This is a genomic window from Sphingomonas yunnanensis (genome assembly GCF_019898765.1).
GTDB lineage: Bacteria > Pseudomonadota > Alphaproteobacteria > Sphingomonadales > Sphingomonadaceae > Sphingomonas > Sphingomonas yunnanensis.
Genome location: NZ_JAIOKB010000006.1, coordinates 217643 through 233941 on the forward strand (window position 1 = coordinate 217643; position 16299 = coordinate 233941).

The window sequence follows — 16299 nt, forward strand, 5'->3', positions numbered from 1 at the left end:
CTGATCGGGTGAGGGGGCGCGTCTATCCGCGCGCGCGCGCCGGCTCAAGTGTGGCGGTGAGGACGCAGTGGGCGTGCTCCCATCGGCTCCTGCTCGCCGTTCGCGCTGAGGAGCGGCTGAGCTCGTCGAAGCCGCGTCTCGAAGCGCCGCCACCGTCGCCGGCATCAGGTGCTTCGAGACGGCCCTTCGGCAGGCTCAGCGCCTCCTCAGCACGAACGGCCCGGGGAATGATCCGTCTGCCTCGAAGGATCAGCGTGCTCCTGCGCACGCAGGAGTCCAGAGTCACAAGCGACACCGTCCGCGACCCTGGGCTCAGCGTCCGCCGGAGCACGGATCAACGGTGCGGGGTCTTACTCTCCGCTCATCCGCCCTTCGCCACCACACCGCGATGCATGACGAAATCCACTGCTTCCAGCCGCCGCACGTCGTCGAGCGGCGAGCCGGTGACCGCGATCAGGTCGGCGCGCTTGCCCGGTGCGATCACGCCCAGGTCGTCGCGACCGAGCAGGTCGGCCGCCGCGACGGTGGCGCTGCGGATCGCCTGCGCCGGGGTCATCCCGAGGTCGACCAGATGCGCGAACTCGGTGGCGTTGTCGCCGTGGCGCGACACGCCGCTGTCGGTGCCGAAGGCGAACTTCACCCCCGCCGCCCAAGCCTTCTTGTGATTGGCGTGGAGCGCCGCCGCGGCCGCCTCGGCCTTGGGGATGGTGGCGGGCGGCAGCGCGCCCGCGCGCGCCTGCGCCAGCGCGGCCAGCGGGGCGATCTCGGTCGGCACCAGATAGGCGCCCCTGGTCTTGAACAGGCGAATGGTCTCGTCGTCGAGGTAGGTGGCGTGCTCGACCGAGTCGACGCCCGCCTCCAGCGCCGCTCTGGTGCCCTCGGCGGCGTGGCTGTGCGCGGTGGCCTTGCGGCCGAGCGCGTGCGCGGTCTCGACGATGGCGCGCATCTCCTCGGGCGTCATGGCGCGGCCGAGCCCGCCCGCGACGTTCGACAGCACGCCCCCGGTCGCGGCGAACTTGATCACCTGCGCGCCCAGCCCGACCTGCGCGCGCACCGCGCGGCGGCAGTCGTCCGGCCCGTCGCAGACGTTGATCTGATGAGCGTGGACCGCCTCGGCCCATTCCTCGGCGAGGCCGTTGCCGCCGTCACCGTGCCCGCCGGTGACCGAGATCATCGACCCGGCGTTGACGATCATCGGCCCCGCGACGTCGCCGCGCTCGACCGCGTCGCGCAGCGCGCGGATGCCGCGCGGGTCGCCGCCGAGGTCGCGGACGGTCGTGAAACCCGCCTCCAGCGTGCGCCGTGCGTTGACCACCGCCGTCATCAGGTCGTCGGCCGAGTCGGTGTTGAGCCGGGTGAGCCGCTCGCGCAGCGGGTCGCCGCCGATGCCCCAGAGGTGGACGTGCATGTCGATCAGCCCGGGCAGGACGAACTCACGCGATAGGTCGACCAGGCGCGCACCGGCTGGGGGCGGGACGAGTCCGTCGCGCACCTCGGCGATCACGCCGTCGCGCACGATCACGGTGCTGGGGCCGCGCGGGCGCTCGCCGGGGCGGTCGAGCAGCTGGCCGGCGTGGACGTAGATCAGCGCGGGCACGGGCGTGGCGGACGCCGCGGGCTCCGCCGGCTGTTGCGCGCTGGCACCGGCGGCGAGCGCGAGCGCGATTGTGACGGCGAGTGTTCTCAGCATGTTGCCCCCTGTTGTTTCGGGGGAGGCTAGGCGGGCGCGAGGCGTTCGTCACGGGATGATGTGAGGGAGTAAGGCGACGCTTGCTCCGCGCCTGACTGGTCATGCTCCACTTCCACGTCCCCGTCCCCGCTCCTTCGACACGACGTCATCCCCGCGAAGGCGGGGATCCAGACACGCTGACGCTCGTGCAAGAGCCGCATGGTCAGCGTCTATGGATCCCCGCCTTCGCGGGGGATGGCGACGTGAGGGGCGGGGCGGCGGGGCGGTGCAGGTTTCGCGCCACCGCCAGCGGCGACGCGGGTTTCACGCCGTTCACCGGAAGCCGCCCCGCGCGCCCTCAGCAGCTTAAATGCTAAGCCGCCCCGCGAGCGCTCAGGCCGGGATCTGCTGCGAGATGCAGTGGAAGCTGCCGCCTCCCGTGAGGATCGCGTCGGCGCGCAGCCCGACCGCCTCGCGCTCGGGGAAGAGCGCTTGCACCGCCGCGACGCCGGCCTCGTCCTGCGGCGTGCCGTACACCGGCACGACCACCGCGGCGTTACCGATGTAGAAGTTCATGTAACTCGCCGGCACCACCTCCTCGTCGCGCAGCACGCGGCCGGGCGAGGGGATCTCGACCACCTCGACCCCCGCGGCGCGCGCGCGCGCGGCGGCGTCCTGGTAGACGCGCCAATTGGGGTCGTTCTCCGCGCCGACCGGCAGCGCCAGCCGGTTCGGCCCGACGAAGCGCGCGAGATTGTCGACATGGCCGTCGGTATGGTCGTTGAGCAGCCCGTCGCCCAGCCACAGCACGCGCGTATAGCCCAGGTCCGCGGCGAGCCGGCGCTCGACCGCCTCCTTGGTCAGCGCGGGGTTGCGATTGGGGTTGAGCAGGCACTGCTCGGTGGTGACGACCAGCCCGGTGCCGTCGCCGTCGATGGCGCCGCCCTCGAGCACCCACTCGCACGGCAGCACGACCAGCCCGCGCGCGCGCGCCAGCCGCGCGCCGATGTCGTCGTCACCGGGCAGATCGTATTTGCCGCCCCAGCCGTTGAACTGGAAGTCGCGCGCGCGCCCGTCGCCGTCGACGATCGGCGCGGTGTCGCGCAGCCAGATGTCGCCGAAGGGCTGGATCAGCACCTCGGCGAAGGGCGCCAGCGCGCGCGCCGCCGCGGCCGCCTCGGCGTCGGCCGCGACGAGCAGCACCTGCTCGCCGCGACCCTCGGCATGGACCGCGCGGGCGAAGGCAGCGACCTCGTCGCGCGCCTGGTCGAGGTCATCCTGCCACAGCTCTGGGTGGCTCGGAAAACCGATCCACACCGCCTGGTGCGGCGCCCATTCGGGTAGCGGGGTACGGGACACTCGCGTCACTCCTGTTCAGCGCGCCGCGGCGCGGCTGCGGTCGCGGATCGCGCGGAACTCGTCGCCCGCGACCCAATTGGGCCAGGCGTCGCTCTCCGCCAGCGCGCGCCCGATCGAGTAATAGAGCTGCACGTCGCGCACCGTTCCCGCCCAGTTCCAGTTGGGATCATATTCGTCCTTCGGGCCGTGGTAGCGATGCTCCTCATAGTCCTTCGCGGCGGCGGCGCCCGCGGCCTTGCCGCCCGAGACCAGATCGTCGCCCGCGTCGAAGTAGATCATCGGCACGCCGCGCTTGGCGAGGCTGAAATGGTCCGAGCGATAGTAGAAGCCCTTCTCCGGGGTGGGCTCGTCCGAGGCGTAGCGCCCCTGCGCCTTGAGCGCGGCGTCGAGATAGGCGTCGAGCTCGGACTTGCCCTTGCCGACCACCACGACGTTCTTCGCCGGGCCGGCGAGCGACAGCGCGTCCATGTTGACCCCGCCGACCGTCCGAGTGAGCGGGTAGAGCGGGTTGGCGGCGTAATATTCGGAGCCGAGCAGCCCGGATTCCTCACCCGTCACCGCGACGAAGACCTGGCTGCGCGCCGCCGGCCCCGCCTTGGCATTGGCCTCGGCGAGCGCGACCAAAGCGGCGGTGCCGCTGGCATTGTCGATCGCGCCGTTGCAGATGTCGTCGCCGCCGGGCGCCGCCTCGCAGCGGCCGAGATGGTCCCAATGCGCGCTGTACAGGACATAGTCGTCCGGCCGCGTCGTGCCTGGCAGCACGCCGACGACGTTGCGCGACATGTGCTTGCGCACCGTCTCGTCGAACGAGACCGAGGCGGTCACGCCCTTGAGCGGCACCGCGCGGAAGCCCTTGCGCGAGGCCGCCGCGGCGAGCTGGTCGAAGTCTAGTTTCTCGCGCGCGAACAGCGCCTTGGCCTGGTCGTACTGGATCCAGCCGATCGCCGCGCTCTGGTCGGCATGGCCGTTCGCGGCGTCTGCGACCTGCTGGGCCCCGGTCCAGCTCGACTGGACGACGTTCCAGCCATAGGCCGCGGGCTCGGTCTGGTGGACGATCAGCGCCGCAGCCGCGCCCTGCCGCGCCGCCTCCTCGAACTTGTAGGTCCAGCGACCGTAATAGGTCATCGCGCGGCCGTTGAAGGTGCCACCCACCGTGGGTGTGCGCCAGTCGGGGTCGTTGATCAGGATCAGCACCGTCTTGCCGCGCACGTCGACCCCGGCATAGTCGTTCCACCCCTTCTCAGGCGCGTTGACGCCGTAGCCGACGAAGACGACCGGGCTGTCCTTCACCTGCTCCCGCGGCGCGATGCGGTGGCTGCCCACCACCATCTGCGGCCCGTACCGGAGGCTTAGCGGCGCGCCCGCGCCCTTGAAGACGAGCGGCGTGACGTCGTGCGCGGTCAGCTCGACCAGCGGCACGTCCTGGAACCAGCTGCCCTTGTTGCCCGGCGTCAGCCCCGCCGCGGCGAAGCGCTTGGCGAGATAGGAGACCGTCTTCTCCTCGCCCGCGGTGCCCGGCGCGCGGCCCTCGTAAGCGTCCGAGGATAACTCTCTCGTCACCTCTTTCAGTGTCTGCTCGGAGATGGGCGCGGTGGGCACCTGCTGCGCCGCCAGGGCGCTCGCCGCGGCCAAGGCGAGCAGGGATAGAGACGAGAGACGCAGACGCATGGACGTACTCCGGGAGGATACCGGCGCCTCATGCCAAGCTGGGTCAACGCTGTCCACGCGGGCCTTGCGGCGCGCGCGGCGCCGGGTAGATTTGTGACGGGGAACAGGGGGAAAATGTGATGAGGGGGAATACGGGGGCGGCGCTGTGCGCGCTGCTCGCGGGGCTCGTCGGCCAGGCCGCGACCGCGGCGCCGGCGGCAACGGACGGCGCGTCGGCCGCGCCGGTGGCACCGGCTGCGCCAGTGTCGGCCGATCTGGCGAGCCGCTTCGGCGCGCGCGAGCATGTCGGCCAGGTCAGCCTGGCGCCCGACGGCGCGCATATCGCTTACGTCAGCGCGACGCAGGGGCGCGGCAGCGCGGTACGGCTGATCGAACTCAGCAAAGGCAGCGAGGAGATGATTGACCTCGGCGATGGCGAGCGGTTGGCGCCTTCGTCGTGCGGCTGGGCCTCCTCGGCGCGGCTGATCTGCAAATTCCGTGGTGTGGCCGATTACTACGACAAGCAGGTGGGTTACTCGCGGTTGTTCGCCTTCGACGCCGACGGCGGCCATCCGCTCTATCTCGGCCGCAAGAACCGGCTCGGCACCACCCGCCTCAACCAGTTCGACGGTGACGTCATCGACTGGCGTGGTGGCGACGGTCAGGTGCTGATGCAGCGCGACTTCATCCCCGAGCGCGGGGAGACCGGCTCGAATATCTCCGCTTCCTCGCGCGACGGGCTGGGCGTCGAGCTGGTCGACAGCCGCACGGGCAAGGCGCAGCTGATCGAGCGCCCGGTGTCCGATGCCGAGGACTGGCTGGCCGATGGCCAAGGGAATATCCGCATTCGCGAGACGATGCCGCGGCGCGAGGACGGCGCACTCAAGGGCGACACCGTCTACAGCTACCGCCTGACCGGCCAGGACGCGTGGAAGCCGTTCAGCACCTCGCGCCAGGACGGCCCGAGCGTGCTCGAGCCGCTCGCGGTCGACGGCACGCGCGACGTGGCCTTCGCGACCCGGCGGCTCGACGGGCGGCTCGCGCTCTACAGCGTGGCGCTCGACGGTTCGATGAAGGCGGACCTGGTGTGGAGCAATCCCGAGGTCGATGTCGACGGGATCGCGCGCATCGGGCGCCGCGGGCGCGTGATCGGCGCCACCTACGTGACCGATCGCCGCCAGACCGACTATTTCGACCCGGAGTACAAGACGCTCGCGGCCAAGCTGACGAAGGCGCTGCCCAAGTTGCCGCTGATCGGCCTCGTCGGCGCCACCGCGGACGAGAGCCGTCTGCTGGTCTATGCCGGCAGCGACGTCGATCCCGGCATGTATTATCTCTACACCAAGGCCACGCGCACGCTCGCCCCGCTCATGCCGGCGCGCCCCGAGCTGGAGGGGGTGCCGCTCGGCCAGATGACCTCGGTCAGATTCCCCGCGGCGGACGGCACGGTGGTTCCCGCCTACCTCACGCTGCCGCCGGGCGGCGCGACCAAGGGGCTGCCCGCGATCGTGATGCCGCACGGCGGGCCGGCCTATCGCGACGAATGGGGTTTCGACTGGCTCGTCCAGTTCTTCGCCGCCTCGGGCTATGCGGTGCTGCAACCGCAGTTCCGCGGCTCGACCGGCTACGGTGACGCCTGGTTCGCCAACAACGGCTTTCGCTCGTGGGAACTCGCGATCGGTGACGTCAGCGACGCGGGGCGGTGGCTGGTCAAGCAGGGCATCGCCGATCCGGCCAAGCTCGGCATCGTCGGCTGGTCCTACGGCGGCTATGCCGCCTTGCAGAGCAATGTCGTCGACCCCGACCTGTTCAAGGCGGTGGTGGCGATCGCGCCGGTGACCGACCTTGGCCGCACCAAGCAGGAGAGCGAGGGCTTCAGCAACCACGCGATGGTGGAGCGCCAGATCGGCTCGGGCGAGAATATCGGCAAGGGCTCGCCCGCGCGCCACGCCGATCGCTTCAAGTCGCCCGTGCTGCTGTTCCACGGCGACCGCGACCTCAACGTCGGCGTCGGCCAGTCGAAGCTGATGGACAAAAGGCTGCGCGGCGCGGGCAAGGCGTCGACGCTGGTGGTGTACGAGGGGCTGGACCACCAGCTCGACGACGATCGCGCGCGCGCCGAGATGCTGCGCAAGAGCGACGCCTTCCTGCGCGCGGCCTTCGCGGGGAAGTGACGAGGGCAGGGGGCAGACGCGGCGAGGTAGGGCTACATCGTACCCGTGTGCGCCGTCGCGGCCATCGCTCTGCGTCGCACCGATGCGTTGAGGACTCGCGGAGCGCCGGCGTGTGATCGATCCTCCCCTCGCAGGGGAGGATCGTTATTTAGCAACGCCAGCGATCTCACAGCACCTCGAACAGCCCCGCCGCGCCCATGCCCCCGCCGACGCACATCGTCACCACGACGTACTTCGCACCGCGGCGCTTGCCCTCGATCAGCGCGTGGCCGGTCATGCGCGCGCCCGACATGCCGTAGGGGTGGCCGATCGCGATCGCGCCGCCGTTGACGTTGAGCAGCTCGTTGGGAATACCCAGTTTATCACGGCAGTAGAGCACCTGCACCGCGAAGGCCTCGTTGAGCTCCCACAGGCCGATGTCGTCCATTTTCAGCCCGTTCTTCTCGAGCAGCTTGGGGATGGCGTAGACAGGGCCGATCCCCATCTCGTCGGGCCTGGTGCCCGCCACTGCCATGCCGACATAGCGGCCCAGCGGAATGAGCCCGCGGCGCTCCGCGAGGCGCTCCTCCATCAGCACGCTGGCCGAGGCGCCATCGGACAGCTGCGAGGCGTTGCCCGCGGTGACGTGGCGGTCGGGCCCGACCACCGGCTTGAGCGCGCGCAGCCCCTCGATCGTGGTGTCGACGCGGTTGCCCTCGTCGCGCGCCAGCGTCACCTGCTCGTGGCTGACCTCCTTGGTCTCCTTGTCGATATTGGCCTTGGTGGCGGTGACCGCGACGATCTCGTCGTCGAACCTGCCCGCCGCCTGCGCCGCCGCGGTGCGCTGCTGCGACTGGAGCCCGTACTGGTCCTGCGCCTCGCGATCGATGCCATAGCGGTCGGCGACGATCTCGGCGGTCTGGAGCATCGGCATGTAGATGTCGCCGTGCATCGACAGCAGCTCCTTGTCGGGCGCGACACGCATCTCTGGCGTCTGAACGAGGCTGATGCTCTCCACCCCGCCGCCGATCGTCACGTCCATGCCGTCGACGACGATCTGCTTGGCCGCGATCGCGATGGCCATCAGACCGCTGGCGCACTGGCGGTCGACCGACATGCCCGGCACGCTGGTGGGCAGCCCGGCGCGCAGGAGGCTGGTGCGCGCGATATTGCTCGCCTGATGCCCCTGCTGGAGTGCGGCGCCGAGGATCACGTCCTCGATCTCGGCACGGTCGACCCCGGCCCGCTCGACCGCGGCGGCGATCGCGTGATGCGCCAGAGTCGGGGAGGGCGTGTTGTTGAACGCGCCGCGATAGGCACGGCCGATCGGGGTGCGGGCGGTGGAGACGATGACGGCGGAGCGCATGGGGAGGAGTCCTTCGGTGAGTGTCAGGGAGGGGTGAGGTTCGAGGCAGCCGTTGCACCCACTGCCGTCATCCCGGACTTGGTCCGGGACCGACCCGTCCGCGCGCCATACGGCGGATGAGTAAGCGGCACGGTGGATCCCGGATCAAGTCCGGGATGACGGAAGGGAGCGGGAGGCGCGACGCGCCCCTCACACGAACACCTGCGTGATCCACTCCGCCACCATCGCGGGCCTGTCCTGCCCCTCGATCTCGACCGTGGTGGCAGTGGTGTACTGATACACTCCCGGCCGCTTCTCGGCGAAGTCGGCCAGCACCGAGCGCGCGCGCACCCGCGACCCGGACGGTACCGGCGCGAGGAAGCGCACCTTGTTGCCCCCGTAATTCACCCCCATCGTCACGCCGTCGAGCCGCGGCGCGTCGGGCGTGCGCGCCGCCAGCAGCGGCAGCAGCGACAAGGTGAGGAAACCGTGCGCGATCGTCGTGCCGAACGGCGTCCGCGCGGCACGCTCGGGATCGACGTGGATGAACTGGTGGTCGCCGGTCGCCTCGGCGAAGCGGTCGATCATCGCCTGGCTCACCTCGACCCAGTCGGAGACGCTCTCGCGCCCGACTGCCTGGCTCATCTCCTCGGCCGTCACCGCGATTCCCCTCCGCCATGCGACGCGCTACAGCGCGCGCATCTGTCTAGGCGCGGCGCCGCGGTGCCCGCAAGACACAACGAACCGAAAGCACGAAGATGGCCGCTGCCGTACCGTCATCCACTCTCGCCCAGCTCCGCGCGCTCCACCGCGCCAGCGAACCCGATGTTCTAAAGCCGCTGCTGGAGCGCGCCGCGGCGGGCGCCGATTCGCGCGCGCGCATCGTCGACACCGCCTCCGGGCTGCTCGCCGACCTGCGCGCGGCGCAGGCGCGCGGCTGGGTCAACCAGTTCCTCCAGGAATATCGCCTCAACTCGTCGGAGGGCGTCGCGCTGCTCAGCCTGGCCGAGGCGTTCCTGCGCGTCCCCGACCCCGAGACCGCCGACCTGCTGATCGCGGACAAGCTCGGCGACGCCGACTGGCGCGCGCACGCCGGCCAGTCCCACTCGCGGCTGGTCAACACCGCCACCTGGGGTCTGGTGGTTGGTCGCGCTCTGGTGGGCGAGGGCGAGACCGGGCCGCTCAAGCGGCTTTTGAGCCGCGCCGGCGAGCCGTTCGTGCGCCAGGCGGTGGGCGCGGCGATGCGGATGATGGGCGAGATCTTCGTGATGGGGCGCACCATCGACGAGGCGATGAAGCGGATGCGCCGCCCCGAGCACCGCGGCTTTACCGCCAGCTTCGACATGCTCGGCGAGGCGGCGCGCACCAGCGCCGACGCCGAGCGCTATTTCCAGGCCTATGTCGACGCGATCGACGCGGTCGGCAGCGACCCGCGCGCGGGCCACTCGGTCTCGGTCAAGCTCTCCGCGCTGCACCCGCGCTACGAGGTGGCGCGCTGGGACGAGTGCGTGCCCGCGCTGACCGAGATGCTCGAGGCGCTCGCGCTGCAGGCGGCGGCGCGCGGCATCGCGCTCACCGTCGACGCCGAGGAGAGCGAGCGGCTCGAGATGAGCCTCGACATCATCGGCGCTGTCGCGGGGCTGCCGCAGCTGCGCGACTGGGACGGGTTCGGCATGGCGGTACAGGCCTATGGCAAGCGCGCGCGCCCGGTGGTGGCCTGGGCCGACTCGCTCGGGCGGCTGATGAACGTGCGGCTCGTCAAGGGCGCCTATTGGGACAGCGAGATCAAGCGCACCCAGGTCGAGGGGCTCGACGATTACCCGCTGTTCACGCGCAAGGCCGCGACCGACGTCAGCTACCTCGCGGTGGCGCGCGACATGCTCGACGCGCGCCACATCCGCCCCGCCTTCGCCAGCCACAACGCGCTGACCGTCGCGACGATCGTCGAATGGGCGGGCAACGGCCGCGACTTCGAGTTCCAGCGGCTCCACGGCATGGGCGACGGCCTGTACGAGCGGCTGGTGCGCGACCAGGGCTATCACTGCCGCATCTACGCGCCGGTCGGCGGCCACCGCGACCTGCTCGCCTATCTCGTCCGCCGGCTGCTCGAGAATGGCGCCAACTCCAGCTTCGTCCACCAGCTCGCCGACGCGCGGCTGAGCGAGGCCGATATCCTCGCCGATCCCGTCGCCAAGATCGCCGCGGTCGGCGGCACGCGCCACCCGAGCATCCCGCTACCGGCCGAGCTGTTCGGTGCCGAGCGGCGCAACTCGCGCGGGCTCGACCTCGGCGACCGCGTCGTGCTGGAGGACACGCGCGCCGCGGTGAACCGGCCGATGACCGAGCCAATGCCCGCACCCGCGGCCGACGTCGCCGCCGCGGTGGCGCGCGCGCGCGCGGCCTTCCCGGCGTGGCAGATGACCCCGGTCGCGGCGCGCGCCGCCTGTCTCGACCGGCTCGCCGACCTGCTCGAGCGCGACCGCGACCGGCTGATGGCGATCTGCGTGCAGGAGGCGTTCAAGACCATCCCCGACGCGATCGGCGAGGTGCGCGAGGCCGCCGACTTCTGCCGCTACTACGCGGCGCGCGCGCGCGCGACGCTCGGCTCGGTCGAGCTGCCCGGCCCGACCGGCGAGCGCAACACGCTCCACCTCGAGGGGCGCGGCGTGTGGGCGACGATCGCGCCGTGGAACTTCCCGCTCGCGATCTTCCTCGGCCAGACCGTCGCCGCGCTGGTGACGGGCAACACCGTGGTCGCCAAGCCCGCGCCGCAGACGCCGCGGATCGCCGCCGCGGCGGTGGCGCTGGCGCACGAGGCGGGCGTGCCGCGCGACGCGCTCGTGCTGGTGCCGGGCGGGCCCGAGGTGGGCGCCGCGCTGGTGGGCGACGCGCGCGTGCAGGGCGTGGCCTTCACCGGCTCGACCGCGACCGCGCGCGGGATCGCCCGCGCGCTGCTGGCGGACGACGACCGCCCGATCGTGCCGCTGATCGCCGAGACCGGCGGGATCAACGCGATGATCGTCGACTCGACCGCTTTGCCCGAGCAGGTGGTGGCGGACGTGGTCACCAGCGCGTTCCGCTCGGCCGGGCAGCGCTGCTCGGCGCTGCGGTTGCTGCTGGTGCAGGAGGATATCGCCGAGGGTCTGATCGAGATGCTCGCGGGCGCGATGGACCTGCTGAAGCTCGGCGACGCGGGCGACCCGCGCACCGACGTCGGCCCGGTGATCGACCGCGCCGCCTACGACCGGCTGATGGCCTATCGCGAGCAGGCGCGCGCGCGCTGGGTCAAGACGGTGGCGGCGCCCGGAAAGGGGCTGTTCGTGCCGCCGACGCTGATCCGGCTCGACACGGTCGAGGCGCTCGACCGCGAGTGGTTCGGGCCGCTGCTCCACGTCGCGACGTGGAAGGCGGGCGCGCTGGAGGAGACGATCGCGCGGGTCAACGCCAAGGGCTATGGCCTGACGATGGGGCTGCACAGCCGCATCGCGCGCGCGGCCGAGGTGACCGAGGCGGCGGCGGCGGTGGGCAACCTCTACATCAACCGCTCGATGATCGGCGCGGTGGTGGGGTCGCAGCCGTTCGGCGGCGAGGGGTTGTCGGGGACGGGGCCCAAGGCAGGCGGGCCGTTGTACCTGTATCGCTTCTGCGCGGAGCGCGCGGTGTCGGTGGACACGACCAGCGCGGGCGGCAATGCGACGCTGCTGAGTTTGGAGGAGGGCGGGATCTGAGCAATCGACCTCATCGGGGCGGCAGCGGAGTGCGACACATGGCGCAGACCGGCACTGGCCCATGCCCTTCAGGGGAGGGGTTGGGGTGGAGCCGCTCCGCAGACGCCGCGCTCGGGGCAGCGACCCACCCCCGATCCCTCCCCTGACGGGGAGGGGAGAGGCGAGAGACGCTGCCTCAATCAGGCAGCGTCCTTACCTCAGCGGCACTTCACCTTGCCGCGATCGATCGAGCGGCCGAGCAGCGCGCCGCCGCCGGCGCCCAGGAGCGTGCCGAGCGTGCCGCCGCCGACCACGTTGCCCAGCACGCCGCCGCCGATGCCGCCGATCACCAGGCCGGTGGTGCCGTCGTTGCGCTTGCAATAGGCGCGGCCGTCACGCCCGCGATACACTTGGTCGTCGCGGCCGAGCGCGCGCGCGCGGCGGCTGTTGCCGCGGCGATAGTCACGCGACGGATCCCAGTTCTGGTCGTCGCCGTGCCAGCGATAGTCGCGGTCACGGTCGCTGCGCTGCGCCTGCGCGGCGGGGGCGAGCATCGGGGTGGTGGCGGTGGCGAGCGCCAGTGCGGCGAGCAGGGCCTTGTTCATGTCATCGATCTCCTTCTGTCGCCCACGAACGTCGCAGGCGGCGAGGAGTTCACTCACGTCAGGCCGGTACCGTATCGTGCCGGGGCAGTGGCGCCATCGTGCCGTCGGGCTCGAGCATGTTCTCGCGCTTGGCGACGATCAGCGGCACCAGCACTTGTCCCGCCACGTTCACCGCGGTGCGCCCCATGTCGATGATCGGGTCGACCGCCAGCAGCAGCCCCGCGCCCTCGAGCGGCAGGCCCAACGTGGTGAGCGTCAGCGTCAGCATCACCAGCGCGCCGGTCAGCCCCGCCGTCGCCGCCGAGCCGACCACTGACACCAGCGCCACCAGCACATAGTCCGAGGCGTGCAGCGCGATGCCGTAATATTGCGCGACGAACAGCGCCGCCACCGCGGGGTAGACCGCGGCGCAGCCGTCCATCTTGGTGGTCGCGGCGAAGGGGACCGCGAAGGCGGCATAGTCGCGCGGGACGCCGGCGCGCTCGGCCGCTTGCTCGGTGACCGGGAGCGTCGCGATCGACGAGCGCGACACGAAACCGAGCTGGATCGCGGGCCAGGCGGTGGCGAAGAACCGCGTCACCGACAGCCGGTTGAGCGCGAGCAGTGCGGGGTAGACCAGGAACAGCACCAGCGCGAGTCCGAGGTACACCGTGCCCGCGAAGCTGCCGAGCGCGGCGAGCGACGACCAGCCGTAGCGCACGATCGCGGTGCCGATCAGCCCGGCGGTACCGATCGGCGTCAGTCTCACCACCCAGCGCAGCAGCCGGCGAAAGATCGCGAGCAGCGAGGCGTTGGCGGCGAGGAAAGCGCCGCCCGCCTCGCCGACGTTGACCGCCGCCGCGCCGACCGCGATCGCGATCACGATCAGCTGGAGCACGTTGAACCCCAGCTTGGTGGTGGCGCCGCCGTCGGCGAGCTTGGTGCTCGCCTCGATTCCCAGGAAGTTGCCGGGGATGAGCCCGCGCAGGAAGTCGAGCCACGAACCGGTGGTGGCGGGTAGCACTGCGGCGGAGGGATCGACGCCGCTGCGCACGCCGGGCTCGAGCAGCGTGCCGAGCGTGAGCCCGATCGTCACCGCGATCAACGCCGTCACCCCGAACCACAGCAGGGTCTGCCCGACCAGCCGCGCGGCATTGCCGAGGTCGCGCAGCGCCGCGATCGAGGCGACGATGGCGGTGAACACGAGCGGCACCACCAGCGCCTTGAGCAGCTGGACGAAGCTGTCGCCGGTGAGGCGCAGCCCCTCGGCCAGCGGAGGCAGATCGCGCGCCGCGAAGCCGAGCGCGACGCCGATCGCCATGCCGGCGAACACCTGCACGGTGAAAGAAGGGCTCTTCATCCTACCGAGGTGTGGCCCCGTGACGCGCTGCGCCAGCAACTTTCCGTTTCAATCGGGCGAGCCGGGCTTGGGCGCGCTGCGCCGCATCCAGGAAAATGCTGCGTGGCACCCAGGCCGTCGGTCTGTTAGCCCCGTCGGCATGCCCGTCTCTGCCGCCCGCTCCGCCCGCGAGATCCTGGTCAACCTCCACGACGTCATGGCGGCGCGGTCGAACGCGCAGGCCAAGCTCAACTCGGTGGTCGAGATCATCGGCGAGGCGCTGGATAGCGAGGTGTGCTCGATCTACCTCCTGCGCGAGGGCGTGCTCGAGCTGTTCGCCACGCGCGGCCTGGCGCCCGAGGCGGTGCATGTCACCAAGCTCGCGCTGGGCGAGGGGCTGGTCGGCATGATCGCCAAGAACAACGAGGTGCTCAACCTCGACGAGGCCGCGAGCCACCCCGATTTCGCCTACAAGCCCGAGACCGGCGAGGACCGCTACCACAGTTTCGCGGGCGTCCCGATCATCCGCCGCGAGCGCGCGGTCGGGGTGCTCGCGGTGCAGCACGCCGATCCGCGCAAGTATGAGGGCGTCGAGATTGAGGCCTTGCAGACGGTGGCCATGGTGCTGTCCGAGCTGATCGCCAACGCCGGGCTGATCGATCAGGGCGGCCCGAGCGACCGCCCGCAATCGACTGCTTCGACGCGGATCGCGGGGCAGAAACTGGTCGACGGCATGGCAGTGGGCTGCGCGGTGTTCCACCAGCCGCGCATCCATATCGAGCATACCGTCGCGGAGGACACGGAGGCCGAGCGCCACCGCGTCTACGCCGCCTTCGACAAAATGCGCGAGCAGATCGACCGCATCGCGCGCGAGGCCGAGTTCGGCGTCGGCGACGAGCATCAGGAGGTGATCGCCACCTACAAGATGTTCGCCTATGACGAGGGCTGGGCGCGCCGCATCAACGAGGCGATCGACAGCGGGCTGACCGCCGAGGCCGCGATCGAGCGCGTGCAGCAGCGCACCCGCCAGCGCATGCGCGAGATCGACGATCCGCTGCTCGCCGATCGCATGCATGACCTGGAGGACCTGTCCAACCGGCTGCTGCGCATCGTCTCGGGCCAGATGGGAACCGCGGCGCAGCTCGGGCTGCGGCAGGACACGATCCTGATCGCGCGCAACCTCGGGCCGGCCGAGCTGCTCGAGTATGACCGGCGCAGGCTCAAGGGCGTGGTGCTGGAGGAAGGCTCGCTCACCGCGCATGTCACGATCGTCGCGCGCGCGATGGGCGTGCCCGTGCTCGGCCGCGTGCGCGACGTGCGCCGGCTGATCGCCGAGGGGGACGCGCTGCTGCTCGACGTCACCGAGGGCACGCTGACCGTCCGCCCCACCGCCGCGATGGAGGAGGCGTTCGAGGCAAAGGTCGCGGCGCGGCAGAAGCGCAAGGCGGCCTATGCCGCGCTGCGCGACCTCGCACCCGAGACGCGCGACGGCCATCGTGTCACGGTGATGGTCAACGCCGGGCTGCGCGACGACGTCGCGGTGCTCGATCTGACGGGGGCGGACGGGATCGGGCTGTTCCGCACCGAGTTCCAGTTCCTCGTCTCCGCCACGCTGCCGCAGCGCGAGCGGCAGCAGCGGCTGTACCGCGAGGTACTCGACGCCTCGGGGTCGCGGCCGGTGATCTTCCGCACGGTCGATATCGGCGGCGACAAGGCGCTGCCCTATCTGACCCACACCGGCGAGGAGGAGAACCCCGCGATGGGCTGGCGCGCGCTGCGGCTCGCGCTGGAGCGCGACGGGCTGATGAAGGCGCAGGCGCGCGCGCTGCTCGAGGCGGGGGCAGGGCGCACGCTCAACGTCATGTTCCCGATGGTCTCCGAGCCCTGGGAGTTCGACGAGGCCAAGGCCTTGTTCGAGGCGCAGCGCGCCTTCCTCCACCAGCGCAACAAGCGCCTGCCGCTGGAGGTGCGCTACGGCGCGATGCTGGAGGTGCCCGCGCTCGCCTATCAGCTCGACGTGCTGCTGCCCAACATCGACTTCCTCTCGATCGGGACGAACGATCTCACCCAATTTCTCTTCGCCGCCGACCGCGCCAACCCCAAGCTGGCGGACCGCTACGACTGGCTGTCAAGTTCGATCCTGCGCTTCCTGCGTCGCGTGATCGTGCCCGCGCGCGAGGCGGGCGTGCCTGTCGCAGTGTGCGGCGAGATGGGCGGCCGGCCGCTGGAGGCGATGGCGCTGATCGGGATCGGGCTGGATCGCCTCTCGATCACGCCGGCGGCGGTGGGGCCGGTCAAGGCGATGATCCGCACGCTCGATCGCGCCGCCTTGACTACCTTCATGGACGAGCTGCTGGTCCGGCCGCCGCGCGACATGCGTGGGGCGCTCGCCGCCTGGGCGGCCGATCGCGGGGTCGAGCTGGCGTGAGGTCGCGACGAACCGAGTCGAATCGTGTGAAGCCCCTCTGTTGACAGTGTTGCTCGTGTTTGGAACAC

Annotated in this window: 10 protein-coding genes; 3 read left to right on the plus strand and 7 right to left on the minus strand. The window is 71.1% G+C overall.

The genetic code is table 11. The features are described from left to right. Nucleotides 1-361 precede the first annotated feature (361 nt). The 3 genes from K7957_RS16440 to K7957_RS16450 form a co-directional block, all read right to left on the minus strand. The gene (locus K7957_RS16440; RefSeq protein WP_223013323.1) at nt 362-1690 is read right to left on the minus strand and encodes a metal-dependent hydrolase family protein; all 1329 of its coding nucleotides are present in this window, start codon (nt 1688-1690) and stop codon (nt 362-364) included. Nucleotides 1691-2062: 372 nt separating this feature from the next. Beyond that, entirely contained in the window at nt 2063-3028 is a 966-nt protein-coding gene (locus K7957_RS16445) for an agmatine deiminase family protein (protein WP_223013326.1), read from the minus strand. Nucleotides 3029-3043: 15 nt separating this feature from the next. Continuing rightward, nucleotides 3044-4696, minus strand: coding sequence for a M28 family peptidase (locus K7957_RS16450; RefSeq protein ID WP_223013328.1), 1653 nt, complete (start codon nt 4694-4696; stop codon nt 3044-3046). A gap of 119 nt (nt 4697-4815) precedes the next feature. Between K7957_RS16450 and K7957_RS16455 the strand changes: the two genes are divergently transcribed. Then, nucleotides 4816-6849: an alpha/beta hydrolase family protein gene (locus K7957_RS16455; protein WP_223013330.1), complete on the plus strand. Its 2034-nt coding sequence runs from the start codon at nt 4816-4818 to the stop codon at nt 6847-6849. Nucleotides 6850-7015: 166 nt separating this feature from the next. Here the strand turns inward: K7957_RS16455 and K7957_RS16460 are convergent, their stop codons facing one another. Further along, nucleotides 7016-8194 carry an acetyl-CoA C-acyltransferase gene (locus K7957_RS16460; protein ID WP_223013332.1) on the minus strand — a complete coding sequence of 393 codons (1179 nt, stop codon included), beginning with the start codon at nt 8192-8194 and terminating at the stop codon, nt 7016-7018. Between the two features lie 189 nt (nt 8195-8383). Next, nucleotides 8384-8818, minus strand: coding sequence for a MaoC family dehydratase (locus K7957_RS16465; protein ID WP_223013393.1), 435 nt, complete (start codon nt 8816-8818; stop codon nt 8384-8386). Between the two features lie 113 nt (nt 8819-8931). On the opposite strand from K7957_RS16465, the gene K7957_RS16470 reads away from it, so the two are divergent. Beyond that, entirely contained in the window at nt 8932-11901 is a 2970-nt protein-coding gene (locus K7957_RS16470; protein WP_223013334.1) for an L-glutamate gamma-semialdehyde dehydrogenase, read from the plus strand. 197 nt (nt 11902-12098) lie between these two features. Here K7957_RS16470 and K7957_RS16475 read toward each other — a convergent pair whose 3' ends face one another. Together K7957_RS16475 and K7957_RS16480 are read right to left on the minus strand one after the other, a co-directional pair. Beyond that, nucleotides 12099-12485, minus strand: coding sequence for a glycine zipper 2TM domain-containing protein (locus K7957_RS16475; RefSeq protein ID WP_223013336.1), 387 nt, complete (start codon nt 12483-12485; stop codon nt 12099-12101). Nucleotides 12486-12543: 58 nt separating this feature from the next. Then, a complete protein-coding gene (locus K7957_RS16480) occupies nt 12544-13824 on the minus strand; it encodes a dicarboxylate/amino acid:cation symporter (RefSeq protein WP_223013338.1) in 1281 nt (426 codons plus the stop codon). A gap of 139 nt (nt 13825-13963) precedes the next feature. On the opposite strand from K7957_RS16480, the gene ptsP reads away from it, so the two are divergent. Further along, nucleotides 13964-16231 (plus strand): phosphoenolpyruvate--protein phosphotransferase, encoded by a 2268-nt coding sequence (ptsP, locus tag K7957_RS16485; protein WP_223013340.1) that lies wholly within the window; start codon nt 13964-13966, stop codon nt 16229-16231. Nucleotides 16232-16299 lie beyond the last annotated feature (68 nt).